Origin of the sequence: Micromonospora nigra, from assembly GCF_900091585.1 — a bacterium.
GTDB classification, from domain to species: Bacteria; Actinomycetota; Actinomycetes; order Mycobacteriales; family Micromonosporaceae; genus Micromonospora; species Micromonospora nigra.
The window spans coordinates 5735291-5750554 of sequence record NZ_FMHT01000003.1 but is presented as its reverse complement, the minus strand read 5'-3'; the positions used below and the strand labels follow the sequence as shown (position 1 = coordinate 5750554).

At 74.0% G+C, this 15264-nt stretch carries 11 protein-coding genes; 7 read left to right on the top strand and 4 right to left on the bottom strand.

Annotation, left to right across the window (positions count from 1 at the left end; all coding sequences use genetic code 11):
- The first annotated feature begins 17 nt into the window (after window positions 1-17).
- The 6 genes from uxaC (at window position 18) to GA0070616_RS25160 (ending at window position 11428) form a co-directional block, all read left to right on the top strand.
- Complete coding sequence (gene uxaC / locus GA0070616_RS25185; RefSeq protein WP_091088358.1) at window positions 18-1445, top strand: glucuronate isomerase; 1428 nt, start codon at window positions 18-20, stop codon at window positions 1443-1445.
- Complete coding sequence (locus tag GA0070616_RS25180) at window positions 1442-2743, top strand: enolase C-terminal domain-like protein (protein WP_091088354.1); 1302 nt, start codon at window positions 1442-1444, stop codon at window positions 2741-2743. Before uxaC ends, GA0070616_RS25180 begins: the two co-directional genes overlap by 4 nt.
- Window positions 2734-4224 carry a mannitol dehydrogenase family protein gene (locus GA0070616_RS25175; protein WP_091088351.1) on the top strand — a complete coding sequence of 497 codons (1491 nt, stop codon included), beginning with the start codon at window positions 2734-2736 and terminating at the stop codon, window positions 4222-4224. Before GA0070616_RS25180 ends, GA0070616_RS25175 begins: the two co-directional genes overlap by 10 nt.
- The gene (locus tag GA0070616_RS25170; RefSeq protein ID WP_091088347.1) at window positions 4221-5420 is read left to right on the top strand and encodes a Gfo/Idh/MocA family protein; all 1200 of its coding nucleotides are present in this window, start codon (window positions 4221-4223) and stop codon (window positions 5418-5420) included. Before GA0070616_RS25175 ends, GA0070616_RS25170 begins: the two co-directional genes overlap by 4 nt.
- A 220-nt stretch (window positions 5421-5640) precedes the next feature.
- Entirely contained in the window at window positions 5641-7032 is a 1392-nt protein-coding gene (locus GA0070616_RS25165) for a pectate lyase family protein (protein ID WP_091088346.1), read from the top strand.
- A gap of 280 nt (window positions 7033-7312) precedes the next feature.
- Window positions 7313-11428 carry a SpoIIE family protein phosphatase gene (locus GA0070616_RS25160; RefSeq protein ID WP_175440201.1) on the top strand — a complete coding sequence of 1372 codons (4116 nt, stop codon included), beginning with the start codon at window positions 7313-7315 and terminating at the stop codon, window positions 11426-11428.
- Window positions 11429-11462: 34 nt separating this feature from the next.
- Here GA0070616_RS25160 and GA0070616_RS25155 read toward each other — a convergent pair whose 3' ends face one another.
- From GA0070616_RS25155 to GA0070616_RS29025, 3 genes are read right to left on the bottom strand one after another with little or no spacing between them, the layout of a single operon-like run.
- A complete protein-coding gene (locus GA0070616_RS25155; protein ID WP_091088340.1) occupies window positions 11463-12602 on the bottom strand; it encodes a CaiB/BaiF CoA transferase family protein in 1140 nt (379 codons plus the stop codon).
- Between the two features lie 58 nt (window positions 12603-12660).
- Window positions 12661-13077 (bottom strand): OST-HTH/LOTUS domain-containing protein, encoded by a 417-nt coding sequence (locus GA0070616_RS29030; RefSeq protein WP_245712894.1) that lies wholly within the window; start codon window positions 13075-13077, stop codon window positions 12661-12663.
- Complete coding sequence (locus tag GA0070616_RS29025) at window positions 13074-13730, bottom strand: NYN domain-containing protein (RefSeq protein WP_245712893.1); 657 nt, start codon at window positions 13728-13730, stop codon at window positions 13074-13076. Before GA0070616_RS29025 ends, GA0070616_RS29030 begins: the two co-directional genes overlap by 4 nt.
- 144 nt (window positions 13731-13874) lie before the next feature.
- On the opposite strand from GA0070616_RS29025, the gene GA0070616_RS25145 reads away from it, so the two are divergent.
- Window positions 13875-14255 carry a YccF domain-containing protein gene (locus GA0070616_RS25145; RefSeq protein WP_091091588.1) on the top strand — a complete coding sequence of 127 codons (381 nt, stop codon included), beginning with the start codon at window positions 13875-13877 and terminating at the stop codon, window positions 14253-14255.
- 66 nt (window positions 14256-14321) lie between these two features.
- Here the strand turns inward: GA0070616_RS25145 and GA0070616_RS25140 are convergent, their stop codons facing one another.
- Window positions 14322-15107, bottom strand: coding sequence for an alpha/beta fold hydrolase (locus GA0070616_RS25140; RefSeq protein WP_175440200.1), 786 nt, complete (start codon window positions 15105-15107; stop codon window positions 14322-14324).
- Between the last annotated feature and the right edge of the window lie 157 nt (window positions 15108-15264).

Sequence of the window (15264 nt, the reverse complement as noted above, 5' to 3'; positions counted from 1 at the left end):
CACAGGAGCCGCACCCCGTGCCCACCCCGACCCGACCCGACCTGCTGCTGCCCGCCGAACCGGGCCAGCGGGCGCTGGCCCGCGAGCTGTACGCCCTCGCGGCGGAGCTGCCCATCATCTCCCCGCACGGCCACGTCGATCCGGCGCTGCTGGCCGACGACCAGCCGTTCCCCGACCCGTCCCGGCTGCTCATCGTGCCCGACCACTACGTGACCCGGATGCTGCTCAGTCAGGGCGTGCCCCCGGCCGACCTGGGTGTGCCCAGCCGCGACGGCAGCCCGGTGGAGACCGACGGACGACGGATCTGGCGCCGCTTCGCCGACAACTGGCACCTGTTCCGGGGCACCCCGTCACGGCTGTGGCTGGAGCAGACCTTCACCGACGTCTTCGGCGTCGACACCCCGCTGTCGCCGGCCACCGCCGACACCGTCTACGACGCGGTGGCGGCGAAGCTGGCCGAGCCGGACTTCCGGCCCCGGGCCCTGTTCGAACGGTTCGGCATCGAGGTGCTCGCCACCACGGAGTCGCCGCTGGACGACCTCAGTCGCCACGCCAAGCTCGCCGCCGACGGCTGGGGCGGGCCGGGCGGCCGGGTCGTCACCACCTTCCGCCCCGACGACGTGGTCGACATGGAGTTCGACGGCTGGCCGACCAACGTCGACCGGCTCGGCGAGATCACCGGCGAGGACACCGGCACCTACGCCGGCTACCTGGCGGCACTGCGGTCGCGCCGGGCCGCGTTCATCGCCGCCGGCGCCACCTCGTCGGACCACGGCCACCCCACCGCCCGCACCCTCGATCTCGGCGACACCGCGGCGACCGTGTACGACCGGGCCCGGCGCGGCCGGGCGGAGCCGGGCGACGCGGAGGCGTTCCGGGCACACATGCTGTTGGAGTTCGCCCGGATGTCCCTCGACGACGGGCTGGTCATGCAGCTGCACCCGGGCGCGGTGCGCAACCACAACCGGTGGCTGCACGCCCGGCACGGCCGCGACGTCGGCGGCGACATCCCACAGGCCACCGAGTACGTGCACGCCCTCGCGCCGCTGCTCGACGCGTACGGCAACGACCCCCGGCTGACCGTGGTGCTCTACACCCTCGACGAGTACACCTTCACCCGGGAGTTGGCGCCCCTGGCGGGCGGCTACGCGGCGCTGCGCCTCGGCGCACCCTGGTGGTTCCTGGACTCCCCCGAGGTGCTGCGCCGCTTCCGGGAGGCGGTCACCGAGACCGCCGGCTTCTACAACACCGCCGGGTTCGTCGACGACACCCGCGCGTTCTGCTCCATCCCGGTACGCCACGACGTGGCCCGCCGCATCGACGCCGGATTCCTGGCCCGCCTCGTCGCCGAGCACCGGCTGCCGATGGACGAGGCCGCCGAGACGATCGTCGACCTGGCGTACCGGCTACCGAAGACGGTCTTCAAGTTCGGGGAGAGGTCATGACCAGGATCACCGACGTCACCGTGCACGACGTGCGGTTCCCGACCGCCGCCAGCGGTGACGGGTCCGACGCGATCAACCGGGGCGACTACTCGGCCACGTACGTGGAGCTGGGCACCGACGCCGGGCCCACCGGGGCGGGGTTCACCTTCACCAACGGCCGGGGCAACGAGATCACCTGCGCGGCGGTCGAGGCGCTGCGGCACCACGTGGCGGGTCGCACCGTGGCCGAGATCGACGCCGACCCGGTCGCCTTCTGGCGCTCCCTGTCGGCCGACGTGCAGCTGCGCTGGCTGGGCCCGGAGAAGGGCGTCATCCACATGGCCACCGGCGCGCTGGTGAACGCCGTGTGGGATCTCAAGGCCAAACTGGCCGGCAAGCCGATGTGGCGGTACCTGGCGGAGCTGCCCACCGACGAACTGGTGGCCAGCGTCGACTTCCGGCACATCTCCGACGCGCTGACCCCGGACGAGGCCACCGCGATCCTGGACAAGGGCCGCGACGGGCTCACCGAGCGGCTGGCGGTGCTGGAGCGCGACGGCTTCCCCTCGTACACCACGTCGGTGGGGTGGCTGGGCTACCCCGACGACAAGGTCCGCGCGTTGACCCGTGAGGCGTACGCCCGGGGGTGGCGGGCGATGAAGATGAAGGTCGGCGGTCCCCCGGCGGACGACCTGCGCCGAGCCCGGATCATCCGCGCCGAGATCGGCCCGGACGCGCTGCTGATGATGGACGCCAACCAGGTCTGGGACGTCGACGAGGCGATCGCCAACATGTCGGCCCTGGCGGAGGTCGACCCGTACTGGATCGAGGAGCCGACGCACGCCGACGACATCCTCGGCCACGCCCGGATCGCCCGCGCGATGACCGAGCTGACCGGCGGGCGCTGCCGGGTGGCCACGGGCGAGGTGGCGGCGAACCGGGTCATCTTCAAGCAGTTGCTCCAGGCCGAGGCGATCGGCGTGATGCAGATCGACGCCTGCCGGGTCGGCGGCGTCAACGAGGTGCTCGCCGAGATCCTGATGGCGGCGAAGTTCGGGGTGCCGATCTGCCCGCACTCCGGCGGCGTCGGTCTGTGCGAGTACGTGCAGCACCTGGCGATCTTCGACTACCTGCGGGTGGGCACCAGCCTCGAGGGGCGGATGGTCGAGTACGTCGACCACCTGCACGAGCACTTCGTCGACCCGGTGCGCACCCGCGACGGCCGGTACCTGCTGCCCACCGCCCCCGGCTACAGCACGCTCATGCGCCCGGAGTCGATCGCGCAGTTCTCCTTCCCGGACGGCCCGGCATGGCGGTGACCGTCGGGGCGTCCCGGCTCGACCTGGGGGCGCTGCGCCGGCTGCCGGCCGACAGCCGTCCGCTGGTGCGGCCGGGCACCGTGCCGGCCGGCATGGTGCACCTGGGGCTGGGCGCCTTCCACCGGGCCCACCAGGCGGTCTACACCGAAGCCGCGGTCGGGGTGGCCGGCGGGGACTGGGGCATCGTCGGGGTCGCGCCGCGCAACGCCGCGCTGGTGGAGACCCTGACCGCACAGGACAACCTGTTCAGTGTGAGCACGCTGTCCGCGCAGGGCCGCCACACCCGGGTGGTGGGTGCGCTGGCCGGGGTCCGGCTGGCCGCGGCCGATCCCGACGCGGTGGTGGCGCTGCTGGCCGACCCGGCGATCCGGGTGGTGACGCTGACGGTGACGGAGAAGGCGTACCAGCTCGACCCGGCCAGCGGGGTGCTGCGCCCGGACGCGGAGCTGGTCGCCGACCTGAGCGCCGAGCGGTCCCCGGCCACCGTGCCGGGGCTGCTGGTGCGCGGCCTGCTGGCCCGGGCCGCCGCCGGCGCCGGCCCGATCTCCCTGGTCAGCTGCGACAACCTGCCCGCCAACGGTCGCCGGCTGCGGGGCCTGGTCACCCAGGCGCTGGCGTTCACGGGCGCGCCGACCCCGGTGCAGGACTGGATCGCCGCGCACGTCGGGTTCCCCGGCACCATGGTGGACCGGATCGTGCCGGCGAGCACCCGGGACACGCTGGACGCCGCACGGCAGGCGCTCGGGGTGTCGGACCTCGCGGCGGTGGCCGCCGAGCCGTACACCCAGTGGGTGATCGAGGACGACTTCCCCGGTGGCCGGCCGGCCTGGGAGCAGGCCGGGGCGGTGCTGTGCGCCGACGCGGGTCCGTGGGAGCGGCTGAAGCTGCGCGGCCTCAACGGGGTGCACTCGGCCACCGCGTACCTGGGGGCCCTGGCCGGCTGCGAGACGATCGCCGACGCGCTGGCAATGCCGCACCTGACCACGGTGCTGCGCCGGCTGGTCGCCGAGGACGTGGCGGCCAGCTTCGTCCCGCCCGACGGCGTCGACGTGGTCGACTACGGCGAGGAGGTCCTCGCCCGGTTCGCCAATCCGGCGATCCGGCACCGCACCCTCCAGGTGGCGATGGACGGCTCGCAGAAGCTGCCGCAACGGATCATGCACACGATCGCCGATCTGCGCGCGGCCGGACGGCCGGCCCGCTGGGCGGCGCTGGTGGTCGCCGCGTGGGTGCGGTTCGCGCAGGGGCAGGCCGACAACGGCCGGTCGCTGCCGCTGGACGACCCCCTGGCCGGGCGGATCCAGGAGGCTCTCGCCGCCGCCGCGCAGACACCGGCCGGGGCGGTGGACGCGGTCTTCGCGCTCGACGCGGTCGTCCCGCCCGAGGTGGCCGCCGACGCGCAGGTGCGCGCCGACGTGGTGGCCTGGCTGACCGACCTGCAGCGGCACGGCGTGGCGGCGACCCTGGCCGGTGCGGTGTGAGCACCGCGCGGCCGTCCGCCGCCGGTCGGGGCGCGCCGGTCGACGCACCGCGGGTGGCGCTGGTCGGTGCGAACGGGCACGGGCGGTCGCACCGGCGGGTCATCGGCGCGCTGCACGACGTGGGCCGGGTACGGCTGGTCGCCCTGGTCGACACCCGGCCGCTGGAGGACGAGCCGGCCGCGCCCGTCCCGGCCGACACGCGGGTGTTCGCCGACCACCGGGAGATGCTCGCGGCCGTCGCGCCGGACGTGGTGGTGATCTGCACCCCACCGCACACCCATCTGCCGATCGCGCTGGACGCGCTGGCGGCGGGCGCGGATCTGCTGTTGGAGAAGCCGCCCGTGCTCTGCTCGGAGGAGCACGACGAGCTGACCGGGGCCCTGGCGGCCACCGGGCGGCTGGCGCAGGTGGGCTTCCAGGCCCTCGGCTCGGCCGCGTTGACGGCGTTGACCGACGCAATCACGGCGGGCCGCCTGGGCCGGCTCACCGGGATCTCCACGGTCGCCGCGTGGCAGCGTCCCGACGGCTACTACGCCCGCTCCCCGTGGGCGGGCCGGCGCAGCCTCGGCGGCCGACCCGTGCTCGACGGGGCGCTGGCCAACCCGCTCGCGCACGCGGTGATGCAGTGCCTGGCGGTCGCCGAGGCGGTGACCGGCGCGCCGGTGCGGCCGGAGACCATCGAGGTGGAGCGGTACCGGGTGCGCCCGATCGAGGTGGACGACACGGCGGTGCTGCGGGTGCGGTCCGCCGGCGGGCCGCCGATCGTGGCGGCGGTGACCCTGGCCGGGGAGGCGTTCGTGCCGGGTGAGGTGACCGTGACGGGGCACGCCGGGCGGGCGGTGCTGGAGTACCCGACGGACCGGCTGCTGCTGCCGGGCGACGAGGCGCCCCGGGAGGTGCCGGGCCGGCGTGGCCTGCTGGAGAACCTGATCGAGCACCGGGCCGACCGGACGGTGCCGCTGATCGCCCCGCTGGCACGCACCGCCCCGTTCACCGCCGTGCTGACGGCGTTGCGGGCCGCCCCGGAGCCCCGGTTGCTCGGCGGGGACGTCGTCGAGCAGGTCGGTGCGGGGGCCGAGCGGATCGTCCGGATCAGGGGGATCAACGAGGTGCTGCGCACCGCCGCCGACCGGGGGGCGCTGCCCTCCGAGCTGGGGGTGCCGTGGGCGGTGCCGCCGTGGCGGCCGCAGGGATAGGGGGCGCCGCGGGCGTTGCGGATGAGCCGGCAGCCGGCGGGTTCCGTCTCCCGACCCGGCATCCGGCCGGCGACCCGGACTGGTCCGGCCAGGTCGGGGGCTGCCGGCTGAGTCGAATAACTGCAACAATCCTGCACATTATTGGTATTGACTGCTATTAAACCGCACTCGTAACCTTCGTCACCAATAGGAAACAATCGCGAAGGAACGGGATGAGCACATGCGCAGAATCGCCGCCAGCGCGGCACTGATCGCCCTCACCCTCACGGCCGCCCCCACCCCGGCGGCCGCGCAGACCATCACCGCCGCACCCCACGACACGGCCACACTCTCGACGTCCGAGTTCCCGACGTCCGGGCTCTCGGTGTGGGCCCGGCACCTCGGGCGGCAGGCGCTGCCCGACAACGACGGCTGGGGCGCCGCCGGTCCCGGCACGACCGGCGGCTCCGCCGCCGCGCCCGAGCGGGTGCACGTCGTGTCCAGCCGGGCCGAACTTGTCGCGGCGCTCGGCGGCGACAACGCCACCAACGCCACGGACGCCACCCCGAAGATCGTGTACGTCCGGGGCACCGTCGACGGCTTCGAGGACGACCAGGGACACCTGCTCGACTGCACGGACCTGGCCGACCCGGAGTACACCCGGGACGCCTACCTCGCCGCGTACGACCCGGCGGTGTGGGGACGGGTCCGGCCCAGCGGCCCGCTGGAGGAGGCCCGAGTGCGGTCGGTGACCAACCAGACCCGGCACACGCAGATCAACGTGGGTCCGAACACCACCATCGTCGGCCTGCGCGGGGCGCGGCTGACCGGGCTCACCCTGATGGTCGACCGGGTCTCCAACGTCATCGTGCGCAACGTCGTCTTCGACGACGCCCGGGACTGCTTCCCCGCCTGGTCCCCCACCGACGGCGACGCCGGCAACTGGAACTCCCAGTACGACCAGATCTCGGTGCGCCGCAGCGAGAACGTCTGGATCGACCACAACACCTTCACCGACGGCGACAATCCCGACAGCGCCCAGCCGACCTACTTCGGGCGGCCCTACCAGGTGCACGACGGATCGTTGGACATCACCCACACCGCCAGCCTGGTGACCGTCTCCTGGAACCGCTTCACCGGCCGCGACAAGCTCATGCTGATCGGCTCGTCGAACACCGTCGGCCCCGACGTCGACCGGCTCAAGGTGACCCTGCACCACAACCTGTTCGACTCCGTCCTGCAACGGCTGCCCCGCGTACGCTTCGGCCAGGTCGACGTGTACAACAACCACTACCGGCTGGGCGGCGACGACTTCCAGTACGCCATCGGCGTGGGCGTGCAGTCGGCCGTGCACCTCGAGAACAACCACTTCACCCTCGGCGCGGGCGTGCAGACCCAGGACCTGCTCTACGACTGGGGCGGCACGGCCATCACCACCAGGGGCAACTGGGTCGACCCCGTCGACGGTCGGGCCCGGCCCGTCGACCTGGTGGCCGCGTACAACGCCGCGTTCGACCCGGACCTGAGCCCCGACGCCGGCTGGACCCCGACGCTGCGGCGCGGCCCGGTGCTGCCCGCCCCGGTGGTGCCCCTCGTCGTCGGCGCGTTCGTCGGCGCCGGCCGCCTGCTCTGATGCCGGCACAGGAGCGTCCGGTCGCCCCGTGACCACCGCCGCCGGGGCGGGCGGCACCGTACGGACGGTCACCTGACGTCACACCCGACGCGCCGGACCCACCCGGGTCCGGCGCGTCGTCGTGCCCGCGCCAACCTCGACCCGCCGAGCCCCCGGCCCGCCACGGCGATCCGGTCCCCGCCCCGGCAGTGACCGGTCCGACGGTTGACGGTGGGGTCAGGTGGGGAGAATGGGGCGACGGAACGCTCCCTCACCGGGACGCACGACGGGAAGGGGCGGCATGCGGGACCAGCAGGGCGGGCGGGCGGGACCGGGTCGTGCCAGGGCGGCGCTGTTCCCCGGCGACGATCCGACCAGCGCGGCGCACCGGGCCACCGACTGGGCGGCCACCCCGCTCGGACCCGTCGAGGCGTGGCCGGCCGAGCTCAGCGCGGCCGTGCGTACCGTGCTGCCGTCCACCATCCCCATGCTGCTGTGGTGGGGTCCCGAGCTGGTGCAGATCTTCAACCACGCCTACACGCCGATCCTCGGCGACAAGTATCCCGCCGGGATCGGGCAACCCGCCGCCGAGTGCTGGCCCGACGTGTGGGCCGAGATGGGGCCGCTGGCCGACCGGGTCCTGACGGACGGCGTTGCCGCGCACGGCGAGAACCAGCGGCTGTTCATGTTCCGGCGCGGCTTCTGGGAGGAGACGTACTGGACGTTCTCCTACAGCCCGATCCGCGGCCCGGACGGCCACGTCGCCGGGATCTTCGTGGCCACCTCCGACGTCACCGCACGGGTGGTCGGCGACCGCCGCCTGGCGCTGCTGCGGGAGCTGGGCGAGTTGTCCATCGCCGAGGCCGACCGCACCGTCGACGCCGTGCGCGCCGTCGCCCGGGTGCTCGCCACCGACGCCGACGACCTGCCGCTGGGTACGGTGTGGCTGCGCGAGGACCTGACGTACGACAGCGCCGGGCCGCCCGCCGGGGACCGGCCGGACGACCCCGACCTGCGTCCTGCCGCGTCCTTCGGGCCGGGTGACGCCCCCTCGCGGGCTCCCGCCGAGATCGTCGAGGTGCTGCACACCGGGCGGGCGGCCCGCATCGACCGACCCGCCTGGCTCGACGCGCGCACGCCCCGGTCCGGCGGCGGAGGCGAGCCCGGCCGGGTCGACACCGCGGTGGCGCTGCCGCTGGTCGCGACCGGGCACTCCCGGCCGGTGGGTGTGCTGGTGGTCGGCGTCAGTCCGTTCCTGGATCTCGACCGCCCCTACCGGCACTTCCTCGACCTGATGGCCGGCCGGGTGTCCACCGCGCTGACCGACGTGCTCGCCTACGAGGCGCAGCGACGGCGGGCGGCGGCGCTGGCCGACATCGACGCGGCGCGGACAGCCTTCTTCACCGACGTCAGCCACGAGCTGCGTACGCCCCTGACGTTGATCGCCGGGCCGGTGCAGGAAAGCCTCGCCGACGAGGTGGACCCGCTCTCACCCACCCAACGGCAGCGGCTGGAGCTGGTGCGCCGCAACACCGCCCGGCTGCGCCGGCTCGTCGACGACATGCTCGACGTCACCCGGGTGGAGAGCGGCCGGCTGACACCGGAGCGGGCAGCCACCGACCTGGCGTCGCTCACCGCCGGCATCGCCGAGTCCTTCGCGTACGCGATGCGGCAGGCCGGTCTGCGCTTCGAGGTGGACGTCGCACCGCTGCCACGAACCGCGTACGTCGACCGCGACATGTGGGAGAAGATCGTGGTCAACCTGCTGGGCAACGCACTCAAGTACACCCTCTCCGGCACGGTGCGCCTCACCCTGACCGGCGACGACGCGCAGATCGTGCTGAGCGTGGCCGACACCGGCATCGGGATTCCGGCCGCCGAGTTGCCCCTGCTGTTCCGCCGGTTCCACCGGGTGCACGCCGCGGGCGGGCGGACCACCGAGGGCACCGGCATCGGGCTGGCCCTGGTGCGGGAGATGACCCGGCTGCACGGCGGCGAGGTGGGCGTCGAGTCGGTCGAGGACAGCGGCTCCACCTTCACCGTACGGTTTCCCTACGGGCGGCCCGACGGCGTGGGACCCGCCGCGCCGGAACGGATGCGAAGCTGGCTCACCGAGGCCGGCGCGGTGGACGAGGTCGGAGCCGAGCCGGCCGCGGACGCGCCGACGGTGCTGGTCGTGGACGACAACGCCGACCTGCGCGGCTACCTGTGCGCGCTGCTCGGCCCGCATTTCCGGGTGCTCGGCGCGGTCGACGGCGTCGAGGCGCTCGACCTGGTCGCCCGGGAGGGGCCGGACCTGGTACTCACCGACGTGATGATGCCACGGCTGGACGGTTTCGGGCTGCTCCGGGCGCTGCGCGCCGACCGGCGTACGGCGGGCCTGCCGGTCATCGTGCTCTCGGCCCACACCGGCGAGGAGGCCGCCGTGCAGGCGCTCGGTGCCGGCGCCGACGACCACCTGCCGAAACCGTTCTCCTCCAGCGAGCTGCTGGCCCGGGTGCGGGCCCACCTGGAGCTGGCCTGGTTGCGAACCCGGGAGGCCACCTGGCGGGCCGCACTCATCGAGTCGATGCAGGACGCGTTCGCGGTGGTCGACCTCGGTGGCACGCTGGTGGAGGCCAACGAGGCGTTCTGCCGGTTGATCGGGGTGCCGGTGCTGACCGCGCCCGTGCCGCCGCCGCACCCGTGGTGGCCGCGCACCGAGGCAGACCCGGTCGACCGACGGCGGCTCACCGACGCCCTGCGCAGCGCGCGCAGCAGCGACCGGGGACGGGTGGTGCTGCCGCTGCGGCACGCCGGCGGGCACCGGGTGTACGCGGAGGCCGTGTACAGCACGCTGCGCGAGCCGGCCACCGGCCGGCGGCTGTACGTGGCGACGCTGCGCGACGTCACCGAGGAGGTCCGCGCGGGGGCGCGGCAGGCCACGCTGGCCACCCTCACGGCCCGACTGGCCGGGGCCACCGACCTCGCCGAGGTGCTGGAGGTGGGCCTGTCGGAACTGCGGGACCTGCTCGGCGGGGCGCGCGGGGTGGCGGTCTGCGCCGACGCGGCCGGGGTGCCGCTGATGGTGACCGGTGGGCTGGAGGCCAGCCGCGCCGTCCGGTCGGCGATCGACTCGCTGCCCGCCGACGGGGAGCCCCGGCCGGTGCGTGACGACGTGGGTCGGTGGACGGCCGTCGGGGCCCGGCTGGAGGCGGGTGGCGGCACGGGCGGCATCTGGTTGGAGCTGGACCGGCCCCGGTCGGAGCCGGTCGTGGACCTGCCGTTGGTGCGGCAGTTGTGCGCGGCGTTGGGGCAGGCGCTGGTGCGGGCGCGCGCGTACGAGACGCAGCGGGCGGTGGCCCTGGCCATGCAGCGGGCGATGCTCGGCCCCACCGACCTGCCGGCCGGGTTCGCGGTGCGCTACGAGCCGGCGGTGAGACCGTTGGAGGTCGGCGGCGACTGGTACGACGTGGTGTCGCTGCCCGGCGACATGGTCGGGGTGGTGGTGGGCGACTGTGTGGGCCGGGGCCTGCCGGCGGCCACCGTCATGGGACAGCTGCGCAGCGCCTGCCGGGCGTTGTTGTTGCAGGCCAAGGGGCCGGCTGAGGTGTTGACCGCGTTGGACGACTTCGCCCGGCTGATCCCCGGCGGCGCGTGCACCACCGTGTTCTGCGCGATCATCGACCGTGGGCTCGGGCTGGTGCGGTACTCCTCGGCCGGGCACCCGCCGGGCATCCTGGTGCACCCGGACGGCTCGTCGGAACTGTTGGACCGGGCCGGGTCGGTGCCGCTGGCCAGCGTGGCCGTGCGGGGGCGGCCCGAGGGTGCCGGCCAACTGCACCCGGGGTCGACGTTGCTGCTCTACACCGACGGGCTGGTGGAACGGCGGCGGGAACTCATCGACGCGGGCATCTCCAGGGCGGTGGCCGCACTGACCGAGGGCCGGGTGCTGCCGGAGGGGACGCTCGTCGACCGGATCGTACGGGACCTGCTGCCGGGCGTACGCAACGACGACGTGGCGGTGCTGGTGTACCGGCACCGGGAGCCGGCGGTGTTCACCGCCGCCCTGACCGCCGACCCGGCACAGCTGGCACCGACCCGCCGGGCGTTGCGCGACTGGTTGACCGGGCTGGGCATCAGCGAGGCCGACACGGAGGCGGTGCTGATCGCCGCGGGTGAGGCCTGCGCCAACGCCATCGAGCACGGCTACCGGTTCACGCCGGGCGCGACGGTCACGGTGCGGGGCCGGCTGCGGGCCGACCGGCTGGAGGTGGTGGTCAGCGACACCGGTGGCTGGCGGGAGTCCGACGACAGCGACGGCGACCGCGGGCGTGGTCGGTTGATCATGGCGCGGTTGATGGACGAGGCGACCGTGGCCGGCAGCACCGACGGCACCACCGTCCGGCTGGTCAAGTGGGTCACCGCCGCGGCGTGAACCCGACCGGGGCGCGGCGGCGGGTAATTCTCCGCTAGTCCGCCAACCAGGCCCGGAGCTGCTCGCCGTGCTCGTCGATGCCCGGCGGTGGCAGGTCGTACCGGGGCGGGGTGTCGGAGAACGCGACGGGGTGCCGCACGCCGGGCACCCCGCCGGCGTCGACGACCGGATCCAGGCCCAGTTCCGCGGCCAGGGCGACGCCGTCGGCGACGCTGTTGATCGGCGCGCACGGCACGCCGGCCGCCGTCAGGTCCCGGAACCACTCGTCGCGGGTACGCCCGGCCAACCGCCGCACCAGGATCGGCAGCAACGCCGCCCGGTGGGCCGTTCGGTCCCGGTTGCGGGTGAACCGGGGATCGTCGGGCAGCCCGGGCAGGCCCAGCACCCCGCACAAGCGCCGGAACTGGGCGTCGTTGCCGGCGATCACGACGAGATCCCCGTCGGCGGTGGGCAGCGGCTCGTACGGGCACAGGCTCGGGTGGGCGTTGCCCATCCGCCACGGCGACGCGGCACCGGCGACGTGGCCGCTGGCCTGGTTGACGAGGCCGGACAGCGCCGAGGTGAGCAGGTTCACCTCGACGTGCTGTCCCAGCCCGGTGTGCTCGCGGTGGTGCAGGGCGGCGAGGATCCCCACGGCGGCGTGCAGGCCGGTGATCACGTCGACCACGGCGACACCGGCCTTGTACGGGGGGCCGTCGGGCTCGCCGGTGAGGCTCATCAGGCCCGACGCCGCCTGCACCATCAGGTCGTAGCCGGGCAGCGACGCGCCCGCGCCCGCCCCGAAGCCGCTGATCGAGGCGTAGACGACGCGGGGGTTGGTCGCGGCGACGGCCGCGTGGTCGAGGCCGAAGCGGGACAGGCCGCCGGGACGGAGATTCTGGACCAGCACGTCGGCGCGGCGGGCCAGCGTCCGGGCCAGGACCAGGTCGCCGGGGTCGGTCAGGTCCAGCACCACCGACCGCTTGTTGCGGTTGACGGCCAGGTAGTAGGTGGACGTGTCCCCCCGCACGGGCGGCATCCAGGCCCGGGTGTCGTCCCCGTCGGGGCCCTCCACCTTGACGACGTCCGCGCCGAGGTCGGCCAGGAGCATCGTCGCGTACGGCCCGGCGAGGATCCGGGAGAAGTCCGCCACGAGGATCCCGCTGAGCGGACCGGACCCGTCCCGCTGCGCCATCGGCGCTCCCTCCCTCGCCGCCCATGATCGGTCCCGGCCCGGCCGGCGCGCACCCGGGTCAGGGACGCACGGTGAGCAGGTAGTCGTCGGCCTCGGCGCTCCACTCCAGGTCGACCACGTCACCGGTGGCGGCGGCCTTGCAGAACTGGAGGAAGCTGCGGTAGCCGAGCTTCTTCTCGCTGAAGTCGGGCCGGGCCCGGCGCAGCTGGTTCTTCAGCCCGGACAGGGGCACCGCGCCGTCGCCGCCGGCCACCTCCAGCACGACGGTACGCAACAGCCCGAAGCCCAGCTCACGGTCGCCGGTCTCGGGCAGCGACACCGCCGGGTCACCCTTGGCGGGGCCCTCGGCCAGCTCGATGACGTTCTGCCCGGCGAGGTGGCGGAGCAGCTCGCCGAAGGTGCGGAACCCGTAGTCGGACTCGCTGAACGTCGGGTCCTTGCGCAGCAGGGTGCGTTTGAGGCGGGACGCTGTCACCTCGTCGCTGGAACTGCCCTGTAGTCCCGCCACCGTCTGCGCGACGAGGACGGCGAGGCTGTCGACGTCGCGGGCGGGTTTCTCCTCCGTGGCGGGCCGGGTCTCCGGCTCCTGCTCCACCTGCGGGGGCTGCGGCGGGCGGGCGGGCCGGCCCCGACGTTCCCGGGGGCCGGGATCTCCACCCCCTCCAGGCGGTCGTAGTAGAGGAACTCGTCGCAGGCCGGCGGCAGCAGCGCCGAGGTGGACTTCTCCACCCCCACGCCGATGACCCGCTTGTTGAGCTCGCGCAGCTTGTGCACGAGCGGGGTGAAGTCGCTGTCACCGGTGCAGATGACGAAGGTGGAGATGTAGTCGCGCTCGAAGGCGAGCTCGACCGCGTCGACGGCCATCTTGATGTCGGCGGCGTTCTTGCGGGAGGCACCCATCCGCTGCGGGATCTCGATCAGCTCGACGTGGTTGCGGGTGAGCATCCGCCGGTCGGAGTCGAAGTACGACCAGTCGGCGTACGCCCGGCGCACCACCACCCGGCCGCGCTCGGCGAGGGCGTCGGCGATGGGCCGCAGGTCGAAGGCCGCTCCCCCGTGGTGGTCCCGCGCCCCGAGGGCGAGGTTCTCGTAGTCGAGGAACAGGGCGATCCGGTCTTCGTGATCCACCCCGCCACCCTACGCCGGGCACCGGCCCCGGGCTGCTCAGGCCGACCACGGCGCGCGGCCGAGGGCGTGTACCGCAGCCGGTTCGAGACGGCGGCGGCGGTCGGGCCGGCGCTCGGGTGGCGGCTGGCAGGCACCATGGAGAGCATGATCCGTTTCGCGTTGAACCTCCTGTGGCTCGTCTTCGGCAGCGGAATCGTGCTCGCCATCGGCTACGGCATCGCAGCCCTCATCTGCTTCGCCCTGATCGTCACCATCCCGTTCGGGGTGGCGGCGCTGCGACTGGCCGCGTACTCGCTGTGGCCCTTCGGCCGCACCCTGATGCCCAAGCCCACCGCGGGCGTCGCCTCGGGTGTCGCCAACATCCTCTGGCTGGTGCTGGCCGGCTGGTGGCTCGCGCTGTCGCACATCGTCGCCGGCGTCGCGCAGTGCGTCACGATCATCGGCATCCCGTTCGGCATCGCCAACTTCAAGCTCGTGCAGGCGGCGTTGTGGCCGCTGGGTCAGCAGGTCGTCGAGGCCCCGTGACGGCACCGGCCCAACCGGCGGGCCGCCCCGGTCGCGTCCGACCCCGGGCGGCACGGCACACCCGCCTCAGTCGGTGATCTCCAGGAAGCGGTCGAGCATCGCGTCGATCTGCCGGGGCACCTCGAGCTGGACGAAGTGCCCCGAGCCGACGGTCTGCCCGATGCTGACCTGCGGGGCCAGCTGCGCCAGTCGCGCGTAGTCGGCGTAGGGCGAGTTGCTGCCGACGAAGAGCAGCGGACGGTCCCAGCGCGCGAGGGCCGCCGCGTCGGCGTCGGCGGCCACGTACGCGGCGAGGGCGGCGATCGGGGCGTACGCGACCTCGGTGCTCGGCTCGGCCATCGCCTCGACGACGCGTTCGACCAGGCGGGGGTCCGACCGGGGCAGGAAGTAGGCCCGGACGATCGATTCGCGGACCTGCCCGGTCGTGTCGTCGCGTAGCGACGCGGCGACCTGCGCTATCCCCTCGGCCGAACCGGGCGGGCCGGCCACCGCCGAGTCGAGCAGCGCCAGGCCGGTGAACCGGTCACGGTCCCCGGCGGCGGCTTCCAGCGACCACACCCCACCCAGGCTGTGCCCGACGATGGTGACGTCGCAGAGATCCAACTCGGCGGCGAAGGCCCGCAGCCGGGCGGCCATCTCCGGCACGCCGTACCCCTCGGGCGGGGGTGGACTCTGCCCGTGTCCCGGCATGTCGACGACGATGGCCCGGGATCGCCCGGTGGCGAGGTGGCGGGCCAGGGGCACCATGAACCGGTGGTCACCCGCCCAGCCGTGCACGAGCAGGTAGGTGTCTCGACGACCGTGGCCGTAGGTTCGATACCACATCCCCGCGGCGGTGTGTCGATGTGTCATGGGAACCCTCCCGGATCGGTGTGCCCGGTGCTGTCGTTCCACTGAAGCGCGATCGGCGGGGTCCGCCACAGCGTACCGTCGGCTTTGCTGGGTTAAGGGCTGATTGTGATGTCTGGCGGGCGGGCTGCTGGGGACGCGCGTTGACGGAGGCGTGGCC

Excerpts from the sequence above, each read along its gene's own strand:
- GA0070616_RS25180 (WP_091088354.1), top strand. The coding sequence starts at position 1,442 with ATGACCAGGATCACCGACGTCACCGTGCACGACGTGCGGTTCCCGACC.
- GA0070616_RS25175 (WP_091088351.1), top strand. The coding sequence starts at position 2,734 with ATGGCGGTGACCGTCGGGGCGTCCCGGCTCGACCTGGGGGCGCTGCGC.
- GA0070616_RS25165 (WP_091088346.1), top strand. The coding sequence starts at position 5,641 with ATGCGCAGAATCGCCGCCAGCGCGGCACTGATCGCCCTCACCCTCACG.
- GA0070616_RS25160 (WP_175440201.1), top strand. The coding sequence starts at position 7,313 with ATGCGGGACCAGCAGGGCGGGCGGGCGGGACCGGGTCGTGCCAGGGCG.
- GA0070616_RS25155 (WP_091088340.1), bottom strand. The coding sequence starts at position 12,602 with ATGGCGCAGCGGGACGGGTCCGGTCCGCTCAGCGGGATCCTCGTGGCG.
- GA0070616_RS25145 (WP_091091588.1), top strand. The coding sequence starts at position 13,875 with ATGATCCGTTTCGCGTTGAACCTCCTGTGGCTCGTCTTCGGCAGCGGA.
- GA0070616_RS25140 (WP_175440200.1), bottom strand. The coding sequence starts at position 15,107 with ATGACACATCGACACACCGCCGCGGGGATGTGGTATCGAACCTACGGC.